This window comes from Pseudomonas sp. DL (assembly GCF_047199225.1).
GTDB classification, from domain to species: domain Bacteria; phylum Pseudomonadota; class Gammaproteobacteria; order Pseudomonadales; family Pseudomonadaceae; genus Pseudomonas; species Pseudomonas aeruginosa.
Genome location: NZ_CP178323.1, coordinates 1,066,967 through 1,082,922, shown reverse-complemented (window position 1 = coordinate 1,082,922; position 15,956 = coordinate 1,066,967). Strand labels below are relative to the sequence as shown.

At 67.5% G+C, this 15,956-nt stretch carries 13 protein-coding genes; 1 reads left to right on the top strand and 12 read right to left on the bottom strand.

Annotated elements, in window-relative coordinates; translation table 11 throughout:
• Nucleotides 1-6: 6 nt before the first annotated feature.
• The 6 genes from ACI766_RS05080 to ACI766_RS05055 form a co-directional block, all read right to left on the bottom strand.
• The gene (locus tag ACI766_RS05080) at nt 7-2,043 is read right to left on the bottom strand and encodes an OPT family oligopeptide transporter (RefSeq protein ID WP_003114310.1); all 2,037 of its coding nucleotides are present in this window, start codon (nt 2,041-2,043) and stop codon (nt 7-9) included.
• Nucleotides 2,044-2,205: 162 nt separating this feature from the next.
• The gene (gene tauD / locus ACI766_RS05075) at nt 2,206-3,039 is read right to left on the bottom strand and encodes a taurine dioxygenase (protein ID WP_003114311.1); all 834 of its coding nucleotides are present in this window, start codon (nt 3,037-3,039) and stop codon (nt 2,206-2,208) included.
• 106 nt (nt 3,040-3,145) lie between these two features.
• Nucleotides 3,146-3,964: an ABC transporter permease subunit gene (locus ACI766_RS05070; protein ID WP_023121936.1), complete on the bottom strand. Its 819-nt coding sequence runs from the start codon at nt 3,962-3,964 to the stop codon at nt 3,146-3,148.
• Nucleotides 3,954-4,745: a taurine ABC transporter ATP-binding protein gene (locus ACI766_RS05065; protein ID WP_003114313.1), complete on the bottom strand. Its 792-nt coding sequence runs from the start codon at nt 4,743-4,745 to the stop codon at nt 3,954-3,956. The genes ACI766_RS05070 and ACI766_RS05065 overlap by 11 nt, the downstream gene beginning before the upstream one ends.
• Before the next feature lie 64 nt (nt 4,746-4,809).
• The gene (tauA, locus tag ACI766_RS05060) at nt 4,810-5,823 is read right to left on the bottom strand and encodes a taurine ABC transporter substrate-binding protein (protein ID WP_003114314.1); all 1,014 of its coding nucleotides are present in this window, start codon (nt 5,821-5,823) and stop codon (nt 4,810-4,812) included.
• A 204-nt stretch (nt 5,824-6,027) separates the two neighbouring features.
• Nucleotides 6,028-6,948: an acyl-CoA dehydrogenase family protein gene (locus tag ACI766_RS05055; protein WP_003143037.1), complete on the bottom strand. Its 921-nt coding sequence runs from the start codon at nt 6,946-6,948 to the stop codon at nt 6,028-6,030.
• Nucleotides 6,949-7,316: 368 nt separating this feature from the next.
• On the opposite strand from ACI766_RS05055, the gene ACI766_RS05050 reads away from it, so the two are divergent.
• Nucleotides 7,317-7,598, top strand: a complete 282-nt coding sequence (locus ACI766_RS05050; protein WP_003093079.1) for an HU family DNA-binding protein — start codon at nt 7,317-7,319, stop codon at nt 7,596-7,598.
• Between the two features lie 123 nt (nt 7,599-7,721).
• On the opposite strand, the gene ACI766_RS05045 is transcribed toward ACI766_RS05050, so the two are convergent.
• The 6 genes from ACI766_RS05045 to ACI766_RS05020 form a co-directional block, all read right to left on the bottom strand.
• Nucleotides 7,722-8,318 carry an HAD family hydrolase gene (locus ACI766_RS05045; protein WP_003107576.1) on the bottom strand — a complete coding sequence of 199 codons (597 nt, stop codon included), beginning with the start codon at nt 8,316-8,318 and terminating at the stop codon, nt 7,722-7,724.
• Nucleotides 8,315-9,184: an acyl-CoA thioesterase II gene (gene tesB / locus ACI766_RS05040; protein ID WP_003093084.1), complete on the bottom strand. Its 870-nt coding sequence runs from the start codon at nt 9,182-9,184 to the stop codon at nt 8,315-8,317. The genes ACI766_RS05045 and tesB overlap by 4 nt, the downstream gene beginning before the upstream one ends.
• Nucleotides 9,185-9,217: 33 nt before the next feature.
• Entirely contained in the window at nt 9,218-10,813 is a 1,596-nt protein-coding gene (locus ACI766_RS05035; protein WP_003453913.1) for a SagB/ThcOx family dehydrogenase, read from the bottom strand.
• A gap of 2 nt (nt 10,814-10,815) precedes the next feature.
• Nucleotides 10,816-11,394 carry a GNAT family N-acetyltransferase gene (locus tag ACI766_RS05030; protein WP_076938850.1) on the bottom strand — a complete coding sequence of 193 codons (579 nt, stop codon included), beginning with the start codon at nt 11,392-11,394 and terminating at the stop codon, nt 10,816-10,818.
• A 26-nt stretch (nt 11,395-11,420) separates the two neighbouring features.
• Nucleotides 11,421-12,011 carry a GNAT family N-acetyltransferase gene (locus tag ACI766_RS05025; protein WP_003106016.1) on the bottom strand — a complete coding sequence of 197 codons (591 nt, stop codon included), beginning with the start codon at nt 12,009-12,011 and terminating at the stop codon, nt 11,421-11,423.
• Nucleotides 12,012-12,225: 214 nt separating this feature from the next.
• Nucleotides 12,226-15,864, bottom strand: a complete 3,639-nt coding sequence (locus ACI766_RS05020; RefSeq protein WP_003106014.1) for a transporter substrate-binding domain-containing protein — start codon at nt 15,862-15,864, stop codon at nt 12,226-12,228.
• Nucleotides 15,865-15,956 lie beyond the last annotated feature (92 nt).

The following is a 15,956-nucleotide window of genomic DNA, read 5'->3' as shown; positions in this document are numbered from 1 at the left end:
AATCCCTCAGCGCGCCAGCACTCGCCGGTAGAACAGCACGCAGATCGCGACGAATACCACCAGTCCCAGCCACTGGGCGATGCCCGCGAAGCCGGCGCCGGCCAGCGCCAGCGGCGCGTCCTCGCCGGTGGCGCCGATCACCCCGGCGAGCAGGATGCCCATCAGGCTCTCGCCGACGATCAGCCCCGAAGCCAGCAGCACGCCGCGTCGCTTCGGCTCTTCGGCATAAGCCTCTTCGTCGACCCCGGCCGCCGCCGCACGCTTCTTCAGGGCATTTTCCAGCAGCCAGGAAATCAGCGCACCGACCACCAGGGTCATGCCGATGGTCGGCGGCAGGTAGATCCCCAGGCCCACCGCCAGCACCGGCAGGCAGGCCTTGCCGGTACGGCGCAGGAGCAGGTCGACGAGGATCAGGGCGATGCCCAGGGCGACGCCGATGAGGATCATGTTCCAGTTCAGCGCGTCGTGGAAAATCCCGCTGGCGATCGCCGTCATCAGGGTCGCCTGCGGCGCGGCCAGGGCCTGGCCGGGGTCCATTCCCTCGCGCGGCAGGGCCCCGGTGAAGCCGTAGGCGCTGTAGAGCAGTTCCAGCACCGGGGGGATCACCAGCGCGCCGACGATGCAGCCGACGATCAGCGCGACCTGCTGGCGCCAGGGCGTGGCGCCGACCAGGTAGCCGGTCTTGAGGTCCTGCAGGTTGTCGTTGGAGATCGCCGCGATGGCCAGCACCACCGAGGTGGTAAACAGCGCCAGGGCGATCGCCAGCTTGCCGTTCTGGCGGTCCAGCAGGCCGCCCTCGATGCTGCCGAAGCCGAGTATCAGCAACGACACCAGGATGACCGCGATGATTCCGATCCCCGAGATCGGACTGCTCGACGAACCGACCAGGCCGGCCATGTAGCCGCAGGCGGCGGCGATCAGGAAGCCGAAGAAGAAGGCGAACACCACGCATACCGCCACCAGACTCCAGAACTGCGGGCTGGCCATGTCCGGCGCGGCGGCACCGAGGAAGTGGCTGAAGACCACGAACAGCGAGACCAGCAGTATCCCGGCGATCAGCAGGATCCACTTGGCCGGCATGTCCAGCTCGGTGCGCAGGCTGTTCGCCTGGCTATTGCCGCGCACTGCCCCGAGGGAGGCCCAGACGCCCCGCACCATCGGCTTGAACAGGGTCGCCAGGGTCCACAGCGCGGCCACGCCGATGGTGCCGGCGCCGAGGAAGCGCACCTGCGAACTCCACAGTTGGGTGGCTAGGTCCGACAGGCTCTGGCCGTCGGCCGGCACGCTGTTGACGGTCAGCAGCGGCACCGCGACGCCCCAGGAGATCACCACGCCGATGAGGATCGCGATGCCGGCGGTGATGCCCATCAGGTAGCCGGCACCGACCAGCGCCAGGGAAAAACCGGTGGAAAGGCGGAACGCCGCCTGCCCGGCACTGAGCCAGACGCTGAAGCCTTCGGCGAGAACCTTGAAGCCGCTGCTCCAGAGGCTGAACAGCGCCGCCACCAGGCCGCCGCCGAGGATGTCGTAGAGCCCCGGCGCGTTACCGGCGGCACGCGGCGCGCGGGCGTCTTCCTCGTCCTCGGCGCCGTCGCTGCCGACCCGGAGGATTTCCGCCGCCGCCACCCCTTCCGGATACGGCAGTTCGCTCTGCACCACCATCACCCGGCGCAGCGGAATGGTATAGAGCACCCCGAGAATGCCGCCGATGGAGCAGATCGCCGCGGTCTGCCAGAACGGGAAGCCACTCCAGTAGCCGATCATCAGCAGGCCGGGAAGGATGAAGATGATCGAGGACAGAGTGCCGGCCGCCGAGGCCTGGGTCTGCACCATGTTGTTCTCGAGGATGTTGGCGCCGGAGAAGTAGCGCAGGACGGCCATCGAGATCACCGCCGCCGGGATCGACGAGGCGAAGGTCAGGCCGACCTTCAGACCGAGGTAGACGTTGGAGGCGGTGAAGACCACGGTGATCAGCGCACCGAGGATCAGGCCACGCAGGGTGAGCTCTGGCAGGGTCAGCTCATCCGGGATGCGTTCTTGCATGGATGAAAACTCTCGAAACAATTGGACCCGCCAAGCTTAGGCGAGAGCGGCACGCCGGGACACGACAGCGAATGTCGCAGAGGCGACCTTTTCGAGAGCAAAAGCTGGCGGAACGCACAGTTGCCGGCGCGGGCCGCCGGAGGAAGCCCGCGCGCGGCGTCGTCAGAAGGGCTTGTCGCCGAGGATGGTGGCGCGATGCATGACCCGCCGCTGTGGCCGGTAATCGTCCACCGCGTAGTGCTGCGTCACGCGGTTGTCCCAGAACGCCACGTCGTTTTCCTGCCAGCGCCAGCGCACGGTGAATTCAGGTCGCGTGGCATGGGCGAAGAGGAACTTCAGCAGCGCATCGCTCTCGGCCGGCTCCAGTTCGTTGATGCGGGTGGTGAAGCCATCGCTGACGAACAGGCCCTTGCGCCCGGTGACCGGATGGGTGCGCACCACCGGATGCGAGCGCGGCGGATTCTTCAGGCGGGCCTCCTCCAGGCGCGCCAGGTCGGCCTCGGTGACGCCGAAGCGCTCGCGAGGGAAGGACTTGCCGATGTCGTGGGTCGCCGTGAGGCCGTCCAGCAGACGCCGCAGCGGCGCCGACAGCGCCTCGTAGGCCGCCGTGCTGCTCGCCCAGAGGGTGTCGCCGCCGTACGGCGGCAATTGCTTGGCGGCGAGCACGGCTCCCAGCGCCGGGGTCTCGAGGAAGGTCACGTCGGTGTGCCAGATGGCATTGTCGCGCACGTCGGTGACCGCGGTGTCGAGGACGATGACCTCCGGCTGCTCCGGCACGCTGGGGTAGATCGGATGGATGTGCAGGTCGCCGAAGCGGGCGGCGAAGCGCGCCTGGCTCCTGGGTTCCAGCGACTGGTCGCGGAAGAACAGCACCTGGTGTTCGAGCAGGGCCTGCTCGATGGCCCGCTGGCCGGTGTCGTCCAGCGGCGCGCCGAGGTCGATGCCGGAAACGATGGCGCCCAGGGCCGGGCTGATGGGTTGGATGGTCAGGCTCATGTCGTGCTACTCGTCGGGCAGGTTGCGGGCGCGCCCTGCGCGCCCTCGCTCCGGCCTTCGCCGCGTGAGTGAAGGCCGGTTCGGAAATGACTCGGGACTCTCGCGCTCAACCCCAGGCGGCGAAGCGCCGCTGGACCCAGCGCAGCCCCAGTTCGAAGGCCAGGGCGATGGCGGCGATCAGCAGGATGCCGACCACCACCACGTCGGTGGCGAGGAATTGCGCGGCGGACTGGACCATGAAGCCGAGGCCTCGGTTGGCCGCGATCAGCTCGGCGGCGACCAGGGTCGACCAGCCGACGCCGAGGGCGATGCGCAGGCCGGTGAGGACCTCCGGCAAGGCACTCGGCAGGATCACGTAGCGCACCACCTGCCAGCGGCTGGCCCCCAGGCAGCGCACCGCCTGCACCCGCGATCGGTCGACGCGACGCACGCCGGCGGCGGTAGCGATCAGCAGCGGCGCGAACAGCGCCAGGTAGATCAGCAGCACCTTGCTCAGCTCGCCGATGCCGAACCAGATGACGATCAACGGCAGGTAGGCCAACGGCGGGATCGGCCGGTAGAACTCCACCAGCGGATCGAGGGCCGCTCCGGCCAAGGGATTGAGGCCCATCAGCACGCCCAGCGGGATCGCCGTCAGCACCGCCGCGCCGAGCGCCAGGAGCACCCGCAGCAGGCTGGTGCCGACGTGTTGCAGCAGGCTGGCATCGAGGTAGCCCTCCTGCCATAGCCGTTGCAGGGCTTCGAAGAGCTGTTCGGGCGCCGGCAGGAACAGCACGTCGACCCAGCCGAAACGGGTCGCCGCCCACCACAGCAGGGCCAGGGCCAGCACGCTGGCACCGGCGGCCCAGCGCCGACGGTCGCCGGGCAGACGGCGCTTGCACGGGACAGGATTGGCAACGGCGAGTCCGAGGGTATCAGTGGGCATGTTCGGCCTCCGCGACATCGAGGAATTCGTCCAGCAACGCCTGGCGCAAACGGCCGAACTCGGGATCAGCCTTGATCGAACGCACCGTTTCGCCGGCGGCGTAACGCCGCGCGAAGTCCACCGGCAGGCGCTTGACGATGCGCGCCGGCGGGCCGTCCATCACCACCAGGTCGGTAGCCAGGAACAGGGCTTCGTCGACGCTGTGGGTGATCAGGAAGAGGCCCTTGCCGGTCTGCTTCCACAGGTCCAGCAGGAGCACCTGCATGCGCTCGCGGGTCAGCGCGTCGAGCGCGCCGAACGGCTCGTCGAGCAGCAGGAAGTCCGGCTCGACCGCCAGCGCGCGTGCCAGCCCGAGGCGTTGCCGCTGGCCGCCGGAGAGCTGGGCGACGGACTGCTCGGCGTACTCCTGGAGGCCCACCAGTTGCAGGACCTGGCGCGCCCGCGCGGTGCGCTCGGCCTTGCCCAGGCCACGGATGCGCAGGCCCAGGGCGACGTTGTCGAGGGCGTTGAGCCAGGGCATCAGGGCGTCGTCCTGGAATACCACGCCGCGCTCGCCGCCGGGCCCTTCGAGTGTCCGGCCGTCGATCTGCACGCGTCCCTGGTCCGGCTTCTGGAAACCGGCAAGGATGTTCAGCAGTGTCGACTTGCCGCAGCCCGAAGGACCCAGCACCACCAGCGACTCGCCCTTGGCCAGGCCCAGGCTGAGATCGCGGAGGATGGCGCGGCGCTGGCCGCGCTGTTCGAATGAGAGGCTGATCGCCTCGGCCGTCAGACGGCTCATGTGTTCTGCCCTCCGTAGGGTAAGAAAGCCTCCGCTCCGACAGGCCGGAGCGGAGTCGCGGAATTCAGCGCTGGCCGACCTGGACCTGCTCCGCCTGGCGCACGAAGTCGGCGCTGACGTAGGGCGAGTAGTCGCCGAGGACGGCCGGCACGCGCTTCTGTTCCTTGAGGAATTCGGCAGTGCCGGCGATAGCCTTGGCGGTGCCGCCGCCGAGCAGGTCGGCGGACAGTTGCGCCTGGCTTTCCGGGAAGGTCGAGCCGGCCAGCAGTTCGGGGACGTCCCTGGGATCGGCGCCGGTCAGCCGGGCGATCTTCTTCACCGGTTCGGAGTCGGCGGTCCATTCGGCCTTGTGCGCGTTGTAGTCGGCGAAGGAATCGAGGCTGACGCGGGCGAAGCGGGCGACGATTTCAGGATGCTTCTCGGCGAAGTCCTTGCGCGCCACCCACACCTCGAAGGTCGGCGCACCCCACTGGCCGACTTCGGCGGCGTCGGTGAGGACCTTGCCGCTTTTCTTGATCTCGCCCAGCGCCGGCGACCAGACGAAGGCCCCGTCGATGTCGCCGCGACGCCAGGCGGCAGCGATCTCGGCCGGGTTGAGGTTGACGATCTTCACCTTGGACGGATCGATCTGCCAGTGCTTGAGGGCGCCGAGCAGGCTGTAGTGGGAGGTTGAAACGAACGGGGTAGCGATAGTCTTGCCGACCAGGTCCTCGGGTTTCCCGATCCCGCTTCCATTGCGCACCACCAGCGCCTCGGCGGCGTTGATCTGCGCGGAAACGATGAAGGCGACGATCGGCAGCTTCCGCGAGGTCGCCGCTGCCAGCGGGCTGGACCCGATGTTGCCGAGTTGCAGGTCTCCGGAGGCGAGCGCGGCGATCACTTCCGGACCGCTGTTGAAGCGGCGCCAGTCGATCTTCTCGCCGATGGCTTTCTCGTACAGGCCATCGGCCTGGGGCACCTTGGTCGGGTCGATGCCGGTCTGGTAGCCGACCGTGATGTCGGCGGCCTGGGCGGCGACGGAAAGGCTGGCAAAGGCCAGGGCTGCCACCAGGCGGTGCAGGGAATTCGGGCGTTTCATCGGGCGAACCTCGGAGGCAACGGTGCCGCGCTCCGGAGGAGAACGGACCAGGGACGGGCAATGGGTGGCGACAGCGAGTCCGGTGGTCCGGTGCGATGCAGATTACAGATATAAAAAACTCGATATAAATAATATTTTGGAATTAGTTTATGAGCGCGAATGCGCCCCCGGATGCCCTTCCGCCCTTGCTCCATGCCCCCGTCCCTACAGGGCCGCGCCCAGCAAACGGGCTTCCAGGGCCTGTCGGCGCAGGCAGGCGAGCAGCCCGGCGCGGGCCACCGCCTCCGCCTCGCTCGCCAGCAGCGACGCCGCCGCGCTTTCGCGGAATGTCAGCGCGCCGCCGCGGGCGAATGCCGCCTGGAAGGACTCCGCCGCCAGTTCGACAAGACGCAGCGCGAGGGCGAGGAGACGCGGCGCCTCTCCCTGCCCCGCCACGTCGCCCGGCACCCGCGCAGCCTGGCCCAGGTCGAGGTTGGCCTGGGCCAATCGGGTCAAGCCTTCGCGCAGTTGCCCGCACGGGGTCGGCGGCAGGCCGGGCGGCACCAGGATGTCCTCGGGATGCAGCCGCAGCCGCTGGTAATGCAGTCGCTGCCCGGCGGGCAAGAACAGCCCCGAGCCATCGGCGAGGCCGGAGATGTCGATGCCTGCCCGCCCCGTTTCGGCGACAGCGATCAGGTGAGCGCGGGAGGGCGCGTGCCAGGCTGAGATCAGCAAGCGATCCACGTCTTCCACGGCGAAGCAATCGCTACCCCGTCCACCCACCAGGAAACCGCCCCGCCAGTGCTCCTGCGCTTCGGGCTGGGCGCGCCGCAGATCGACCGCCTCGCTCCACAGCCAGCGGCGCTCGACGCTGGCCGGCAACAGGCGGCGCTGCTGTTCAGGACTACCCAGCAGGCGAATGGAAGCGATCTGCAGATGATGCAGGGCCAGGCGCCGTGCCAACTCGAGTTCCTGCTCGGCCAGGTGGCGGACGCCAGCGAAGATTTCCCCCCAGTCCCGCTCCATGCCGGCGAACACGCGCGGCACTGCCAGCGCCAGCAGGCCACTGTCGCGCAGGCTTGCCGCCCAACCGGCCATGGGTCGCGGTGTCCTGGGGTCGGGCGAGTGGAGCCGGGCTTCGCTCATGCGGCACCTCGAACGGGGAGCGAGGGCCAGGCGTTGGCGCGAGGTAAGCAGGCTCCGGTGATGGAAAGGGACGGGATGTCCTGCTTATAACCCTAGTGGATGAAACCCTAACCTATAAATAACCAATAATCCTTAACTAAGAACCGGAGGCATGCGCCCTGGCAGAACCATGAGGATGCGTCGGGCAACCGACGCCGGCATCATTCCGGACAGCCGCGAAAACCTCTGTAACGGCTCTGTCATGCGCGTCGTGCGAGGAAACAAATAAGCGGAGAAAAGGGAACCTTATTCGCGCCAAGCTGTTTAAAATCACGCCCGTTTCTGTGCGAGGCCCCTCGCGCAGTCTTTTACCAAGGAGCTACACCACCATGGCACTGACCAAAGACCAACTGATCCAGGACATCGCCGAAGCCATCGACGCGCAGAAGACCACCGTTCGCAGCGCGCTCGACCAGCTCGCCGAGATCGTCAAGGACGCCCTGGAGAACGATGGCGAAATCACCCTGCCGGGTATCGGCAAGCTGAAGGTCTCCGAGCGTCCCGCGCGCACCGGCCGCAACCCGCAGACCGGCAAGGCGATCGAGATCGCTGCCAAGCGTGTAGCCAAGTTCGTTCCGGCCAAGGCACTGACCGACGCGATCAACGGCTGATAACGGCCGCCGCATCCCGCACGGATGCGCAGGAAAAAAGCGCAGGAGCCTGGCTTCCTGCGCTTTTTTCGTTTTCGGGGAGCCGCTGGCGCTGCCGCCCTCGAGGTTTTCCGCCGGATATTCCTACGGCGTTTGCAGTTGCTCGAGCAACGCATGGCAATCGGCAGCGTGCCAGTCGGCCAGCTCCGGCCAGGGGTTTTCCGGCAGGTTGACCAGCACCGTGCGACTACCCGCGGCGCGTCCGCAGTCGAGGTCGAAACGGTAGTCGCCGACCATCACCAGCTCCGCCGGCGTCACGTTCCAGCGTCGGGCGATGCGCAGCAAGCCATCAGGGTCCGGCTTGGGCCGCGCCTCGCCGCGCCCGAGGATGTGCTCGGTGGGGAAGCAGCCGCCCAGGCCGATCGCTTCGAGGGTGATCAGCGCCAACTGGTGGTCGTTGCGGGTCAGGATGCCCAGGCGCACGCCGCGCCGCTGCAACTCGCGCACCAGTTCCAGTGCGCCCGGCGCCGGCCGCGCGGCCTCGGCCAGGGCGCGCTCGTGTTCGAGCAGCCAGGCGTGCTTGGCCGCCGCCTCGGCCTCGGGCAGGGCGGCGAGGTGCAGCAGGATGTCGTCCTGCTCGGGGATGTCCAGCGCTCGGCGGATCGCCGGGAAGTCGTGCACGGCCCGGGTCAGGGTGCCGTCCATGTCGAACACCCAGTGGCGGATGTCGGCCAGCCTCACGCCCAGTCCTCACGCTTGCGGATCAGGCCTTCCTGGCTCGACGAGGCGACCAGCTGGCCGCTCTGGTTGAAGATGCTGCCGCGCACGAAACCGCGTGCGTTGCCGGCCCAGGGGCTGTCGATGGCGTAGAGCAGCCACTCGTCCGCGCGCAGGTCGCGGTGGAACCACAGGGCGTGGTCGAGGCTGGCGACCTGCATGGTCTTCTGCCACACCGAAACGGCATGGGGCTGCATCGAGGTGGTAAGGAAACCGAAGTCCGAGGCGTAGGCCAGCAGGTACTTGTGCAGCGCCGGGACGTCCGGCAGCTTGCCGTCGGCACGGAACCAGAGGTACTTCACCGGTTCGTCGGGCTGCGGGTCGTAGGGGTCGTGCTGGGTGACCGGACGAATCTCGATGGGCTTCGGATACAGCAGCTTGTCGCGGATGCGCTCGGGAATCCGCTCGGCGCGCTGGCGGGTCAGCTCCAGTTCCGAAGGCAGATTATCCGGGCCAACCACCTCGGGCATCTCGATCTGGTGGTGGAAACCTTCCTCGTCGTACTGGAAGGAGCTGCTCAGGGTGAAGATCGGCTGGCCTTTCTGGATCGCGGTGACCCGGCGGGTGCTGAAGCTGCCGCCGTCGCGCACCCGGTCCACCTGGTACACCACCGGCATGCTGGCGTCGCCGGGACGCAGGAAGTAGCCGTGCATGGAGTGTACGTGGCGATCGTCCTCCACCGTCTGGCTGGCCGCCGACAGCGCCTGCCCCAGGACCTGGCCGCCATAGAGCTGGCGGAAGCCGAGATCCTGGCTCATGCCCCGGAACAGGTTCTCCTCGATGGGTTCCAGGCTCAGCAAAGCCACCAGGTTGTCCAGTATCTGGGTCATGGGGTGTTTCCTCGAATTCGGGCTGTCGACGGGCTAGTCGCGGCGCATGGCCGGGTACGCGGGCATGTTGCAAAGACGAGTGTCCCACACCGCGCGGCCGAGGGTGAAATGGTAGAGACTGGCCATGGACTCATCCGTTAGTCCAAGCAGCTCATGCACCAGGGGGTCGTAGTAGCAGCCGATACCCGTCCCAGACAGCCCGGCGGCCTCCGCCTCGAGGTAGAGCAACTGGCCGACCTGCCCGCATTCCCAGTACAGCCGCGGATAGCACCAGGGACCTTCTTCGAGCGCCGCACCGAGATGGGCGAGCATGGCGAGCGCGACGCAGCCGTCGCCGGCGATGTCCTGCTGGCAGGAGAGATACGCCGACAGCGCGCGTGCATCGCCTTCCTGCAACAGGTACAGCGGCAACTCCGGATCGACGTGCTGCCAGAGGAAGTCCTCGCGCATCGGCGGCCGCCGCAGGCCGCTGCGGTCCAGCCAGTACAACCCCGGCACCAGGCCCCGGACGCGATGGACGAACAGCAGCAGATCGACCCGCGCGGCCTCGCCGGTGACCGCGAAAGGCACCGGCGAGCGCTCCGGCAGCAGCCTGCGCAGCCAGGCCCGCAGCAGCCCGACATCGATGCCGGCGCGCCCGTCCATGCGCTGCGCGCTACGCCGCCGATGCAGCAGCGGTCGCAGCGGCAGGCCGGGGTTGTCGTTGCCGGGCTCGCCCGGTGCGACCCTCCACGGGCGTGCCGGCAGGCGCGGCGCCCGACATAGCCCATGTATCCGCTGCAACTCCGGCCAGTCCCGGTACTCCCGCGACAGCCGGTTCGGCGCGCCGGCCAACGGCAGGGCCGCCAGTCCTTCGCACAGGCGCGGCGAAAGGGAAGGCTCCTGCGTGAGCGCCGGCCCGATCCAGAACAGTGCGTCGACGCTCTCGCACTCGGCGAAGCCGTCCCGGTCAAGGCCGAACAGGCCGTCCAGTGCACTTTCGGCGACGCCGCGCAGCAGGCGCATCTCCCAGCCCTGGATCGCCGCGGCGATCGAGAGGCAGGCCAGCGCGTGGCCGAGGTCATGCTGGCAGTAGCGATAGGCTCGCTCACCGTATTTCCAGGCCTCGCGCCAGGGCACGCTGGTCAATGCCAGGAGGCAGCCGCCGGGCGGCAAGCAGTCATCCAGCAGCGAAGCCAGCGGCGCCGGCAGTTCGCCGCGCACCTCCAGGGCATGCTTGTCGGGACGGTAGTGGGCGAGCAGCGGCGCCGGCTCCAGGGTACCGCCGGGAAGCAGCAGGTAGGCTTCGGTGGGATGCAGGTTGCCGCTCGACGGATTGACCCGCAGCGCCCAGCGAGTGCCGCCGGCCTCCTTCCAGGCCGACAGCGCCAATCCGTCGTAGAGCATCTGCGAGAGGCTGCGGCGATCGAGCCGAGAGGGCGCGGCCGCCGGCCCGGAAAACACCCCGTCGTAGGGTGGCGACTCCTCCAGCGGCCGATGCAGCAGTTCGATTTGCCGGCAGCCCCGGTACTGGCGGAACGGCGCCGGCTGGGTCGCCCAGTCCAGTCCGCCGGGACCGGGTGCGTAGCGCTCCGGGCGATGCATGCTGAGGCGATGGTAGGAGAGCACCTCGCCGCCGCCGTCGCCCATGTTCACCGCTCCGCCCAGCGGGCCGCGTCGACGCGATAGAGGATATGCCAGCGCATCGGGTGATCCGCTGCCAGGAGTGGGTGGTCGAAATCCTCGGCCGGATCGCGACGCATGCCCAGGCGCTCCATCAATCCCCAGGAGCGGCGGTTGGGCGGCGTGGTGAAGGCCACCACCTCGGGCAGGCGCAGCCGCTCGAAGGCGAAGTCCAAGGCGGTTTCCGCCGCTTCGCGGGCGAGTCCACGCCCCCAGTAGGCGGGCGCCAGGCGCCAGCCGATCTCCACGGTCGGGGCGAAGTGCACGTCCATGGTCACGTCGAACAGGCCGGTGAATCCGATGAACGCCGCCTCGCCCGGTAGCTCCAGGGCCCAGGGCCCGTAGCCACGCTCGGCAAAATGCGCCTGGACGCGATCGACCAAGGCGTCGCTCTGCGCGCGGTCGAGCACACTGGGGAAGAATTCCATTACCTGCGGGTCGGCGCACATCTCGGCGAACGCCTCGCGGTCGCTGTCGCGCCAGGCGCGCAGCAGCAGGCGCGGGCCATGCAGTTCGGAAATGGCGGAAGGGGGAAGGTTCGCGTTCATGGGAGGCCTTTTCGGAAACGGCCGACTCATCTGCGAAGCCAGTCCTCGCGCGTCAACCGGTACAGCACATGATGCCGCAAGCGGTGGCCGGGAGGCAGGTCGGGATGCTCGAAGTCGTCGGTGGGATCGCGATGCATCCCCAGGCGCTCCATCAGCCCCAGGGAGTTCTCGTTGGCCGGTACGGTGAAAGCCACCACCTGGTCCAGGCCAAGGGTATCGAAGGCGTAGCTCAGCGCCGCCTCGGCCGCCTCGTGGGCGAAGCCCTCCGCCCAATGCTCGGCGGCGAGACGCCAGCCGATGGCCACCGCGGGTACGAAGGGCGCATCGAAGTCCACGACCTCCAGCCCCACGTAGCCGATGAAAGGATCGCCGCCCTTGACCTGCAGCGCCCACCAGCCAAAACCGTGCTCGGCGAAGTGCGCGTCGATGCGGCGCAGCAACGCGTCGCTCTGGGCACGATCCAGGCAGGACGGAAAGAACTCCATCACCAGTGGATCGGCATTCAGCTCGGCGAACCTGGCCCGGTCCTGCACCAGCCAGGGCCGCAGGATCAGACGGTGGGTATACAGCCGTGGCGAGCGAAGATGCTCGATGCTCAGGCTGGTCAGGTCGGCCATCGCTTGGTTCCTTTCGTTCAACGCACTCCAGAAGGACTATCTGACCGCAGGAATCGGCTGGGGTGCCCGCGAGGGCGGTATTCCGATCTTTGGTCAGGCTCCGCGGAAAAGGCTCCCCAACCGGAGTGTAGTCTTTTCCGCGCCTGGACATGCCCGATCCTCGGGCAAAGCGATGACGATTGGTTTACCGCCCGGGCAACGGGCGCGGGCCACGTCAATCCGTGCACTCTTCCACCAGGCTCTCGTCCAGGGCGAGGATCGCCAGTTTCACCCCAACGGCGCACTCTTCCACCCAGGCGAACGAGGCGTTCGGGCTGAGGCAGGCATCCTCGAGGCGCCGGCAGCTTTCCACCAGTTGCTCGCCACGCACCACCCTCGCCGCGCCCTTGATCCGATGCGCCAGCTCGGCCAGTTCGCCGGTCTCCTGGCGTTGCACCAGTCCCTCGAGGGTCTCCAGGTCCTTGCGGTTGCTGGTCAGCAGTTCGTCGAGCAGCCGCCTGAGCATCGTCGGCTCGCCGCCGGTCAGCGCATGCAGGGAATCCAGGTCGTAGAGACGGGGGGCCGTCGGTATGGCGACGGGTTCGGCATCGATGGTGACGGGCAGCTCGTCGGCGGCGAAGCCCAGGGCCAGCAGGCGCTCCTCGAGGACATCGAGGCCGATGGGCTTGATCAGGCACTCGTTCATTCCAGCCTGGATGCAGCGCTCGATCTCCTCCGGCTGGGCGTCCGCGGTGAGGCCGATGATGACCACCGGCTCCTCGCCATTCTCGCGCTCCTCCTGGCGGATCGAGCGGGCAAGGTCGGAGCCGCTCATCAGCGGCATGTGGCAGTCGGTGATGACCATGTCGAACGGTTGCCCATGCCACAGGTTGAGAGCGCTCAGGCCGTTCTCCGCTTCCTCCACGTCATGACCGAGGAAGCTCAGCTGTTGATGGAGGATCTGCCGGTTGACCGCATGATCGTCCACCACCAGCACCTGCAACCGCCGCGCCTGGCGACTGCCGAGCGGGATCGCCCGCACGTTCTCGACGATCGGTTCCAGCACCTGCAGGCGCAGCTCGACGTCGATCCGCGTACCCTGCCCCAGCTCGCTGCTCATCACCAGGCGCCCTCCCATCATTTCGCACAGCGAGCGCGAGATCACCAGGCCGAGCCCGGTGCCCTCGGTGTTCTGCAGGTTGCGGTTGACCTGGGCGAAAGGCCGGAACAACTGCTGCTGGTCGCCCAGGGAAATACCGATGCCGGTGTCTTCCACACAGAGATTGACCTGCAACAGCGACGGCTCCACCTGGCGGCCATCGATGCGGATGCGGATCGAGCCCTCGTCGGTGAACTTGATCGCGTTGCTGACCAGGTTGGAGAGGATCTGCTTGAAGCGCATGGCATCCAGCAGTACGTCGCCGTTGATGCTCGAATCGATCTCCAGCACCAGGCTCAGGCGCTTTTGCCGGGCCAGGCCTTCGAATACCCGTGCCACCGATTCCACCAGCTCGCGCAGGTTGGCCCGTTTCGGCGACAGGCTGAGGCGACCTGACTCGATGCGGGCGATGTCGAGAATATCGCCGATCAGCTCCAGCAGGCTCTTCGCCGAGGCATAGGCGATCTCGATGCTGGAACGGTCCACCCGACCGGTCTCGGCACGCTTGAGCGCCAGTTCGAGGATACCGATCACCGCGTTCATCGGCGTGCGGATCTCGTGGCTCATGGTCGCCAGGAAGGTGGTCTTGGCCCGGCTCGCTTCGTCGGCCAGATTCTTTGCCTCTTCCAGCTCATCGATCAACTGGCGGTGCTCGGTGATGTCCAGCCAGCCACAGATGACACCGCGGATGGTCCCGCTGGAATCGCGGAACGGCTGGATCCAGTGATCGATCCAGCGCTCCCGACCGCCCAGCGCCACCGGGTAGACCGCCTCGATGGTCCTGCCCTCGCGCATGGCCATCAGGTAGCTGCGATGGAACTCCGGAGCGGTCTCGAAGTTTTCCATGGGCAGTTCGAGCACGGTGCGGTTCATCACCTCCTCGGAACTCAAGCCGACGCTCTGCAGGTAGCTGCGGTTGCAGGACAGCATCCGTCCGTTGACATCGCGCACATACAGCGGCGGAGGCATGCAGTCGGTCAGGGCCTCGACGAACCGCAACTGATCGCTGAGCGCCTGTTCGACCCGCGCGCGCACCCTGATCTGCCGGCGCTGATAAGTGACCCAGCCCAGGCAGAGCAGCAGCAAGGCCGCTGCGATCGCCAGGATCTCGGTGATCACCAGGATGTAGTCGACCCAGGTCTGGCCGCTCATTCCCGGCGGCGAGCGCCAGCGATTGACGATATCGCTCAGGTCGTCCGGCGAGATGCTCAGCAAGGCCTTGTCGAGAATCGACTGGAGTTCGGCGTCGCCTCGGCGAACGGCGAAGTGGGCGGTGGCCGCGCCGATGGGAACCAGGTCGGCGATCGCCAGCCTCTCGCGGAACAACCGGACGATGTAGTAGCGAGCGGTGACCAGGGGCACCACCGCCGCGTCGGCCCGTCCTTCGTAGACCAGGTTCATGGCATCCAGCGCGACGCCGACCTCCACCATCGAGGCCTGCGGATAGCGCTCGCGCACCTGTTGCATGCCCACATGGCCGGCGGGAATCGCTATGCGCTTGCCGTCGAGGCTTCCGGGGCTCTCCGCGCGTCCCTTGTCGTCCGCCCGGGTGACGAGGACGTACGAGGTGGACAGGAACGAGCGGGTGAAACGCAGCATTTCCTCGCGCTTGCTGCTGCGGCTCATGATCGCCAGGTCCGCCTCCTTCCTGGCCAATACGCCGATCTGCTCGGGGAAGCCGCCACTGCGAGGCGTGACCTGGAAATGCAGGCCGGTGCGGCGGGAAATCATGTCCAGCAGGTCGGAGGCGATGCCCGAGAAGGTCTCGTCGGAATTGAAGAAGGCCAGCGGCGCCAGGTCGTCGTTGATGACCAACCGCACCACCGGGTGGCGAGCGATCCAGCGACTCTCCTGCGGCGTCAGCGCGATACGCTGGCCCGTTGGCAGGGAACCGCTGCCGACCCAGCGCCTGGCGATGCTTTCGAGACGGTCCTGGTTGATCGCTCCGATGGCCGAGTTGACGACGCGCAACAGGTTCGTGTCGCCGCGACGAAGGAGGAAGCCGTAGCCCCCTTCCAGGCGGGCATCGGCAAACCGCTCGAACCTCACGTAGCCGTAATAGGACCGATTGATCCGGTGGTAGGCGCTGAGCACATCGTCGAGATACAGGTCGGTATGTCCGAAAGCCACCGCGGCAACGGCCTCGTCATGGCTGCCGAAGACCACGAAACGCGCCCGCGGGAAACGCTGGCGCAATTCCCCGACATGCTCCCGGGCCACCGCCACGCTGAGTCCGGCGAGATCCTCCGGCGAGTTGCGCTTTTCCCCCATCCGCTTGAACACCGCCAATCGATCACGGGCATAGGGTTGGCTGAGCACCAGGGAGGAATCACCCGCCGAGCTGTAATGGCTGCCAAGCAGGTCGATCTTTCCGGCAGCGAGCGCCGCCACGGCATCCGCATGGGTATCGAAGCTCACGACCTTGATGCGCATGCCGAGCAACTGCCCGACCAGCGTGGCGACGTCCGCCGTTATGCCTTCGTAGTTCTCGTCGTCGAGCCGGACGTTGAAGGGCGAGGTCTCGTCCAGCGCCGCGCCGAGCCTCAGGTGACCCTTGTGGCGCAGCCAGGCCCAGTCGTCCTCGGCGATCGCCATGTCCTCGTGCTCGATGCGCAACTGGCTGAACAGCGTCAGGGACGGATGCGCTTCGACGGCGAACAGGCGTCCGCCCGACAGCAGCAGGCAGAAGAACAGCAGGAATAGTTTTGATCGCATGAAAGGTCTGTGCGGCAGGGCCGGCAGTTGTTTAGAAAGGAAACGCGTCCGGCGCGAGGCCCGGCGTTCGGCTAGAGGCAGCCGAGGCCAGG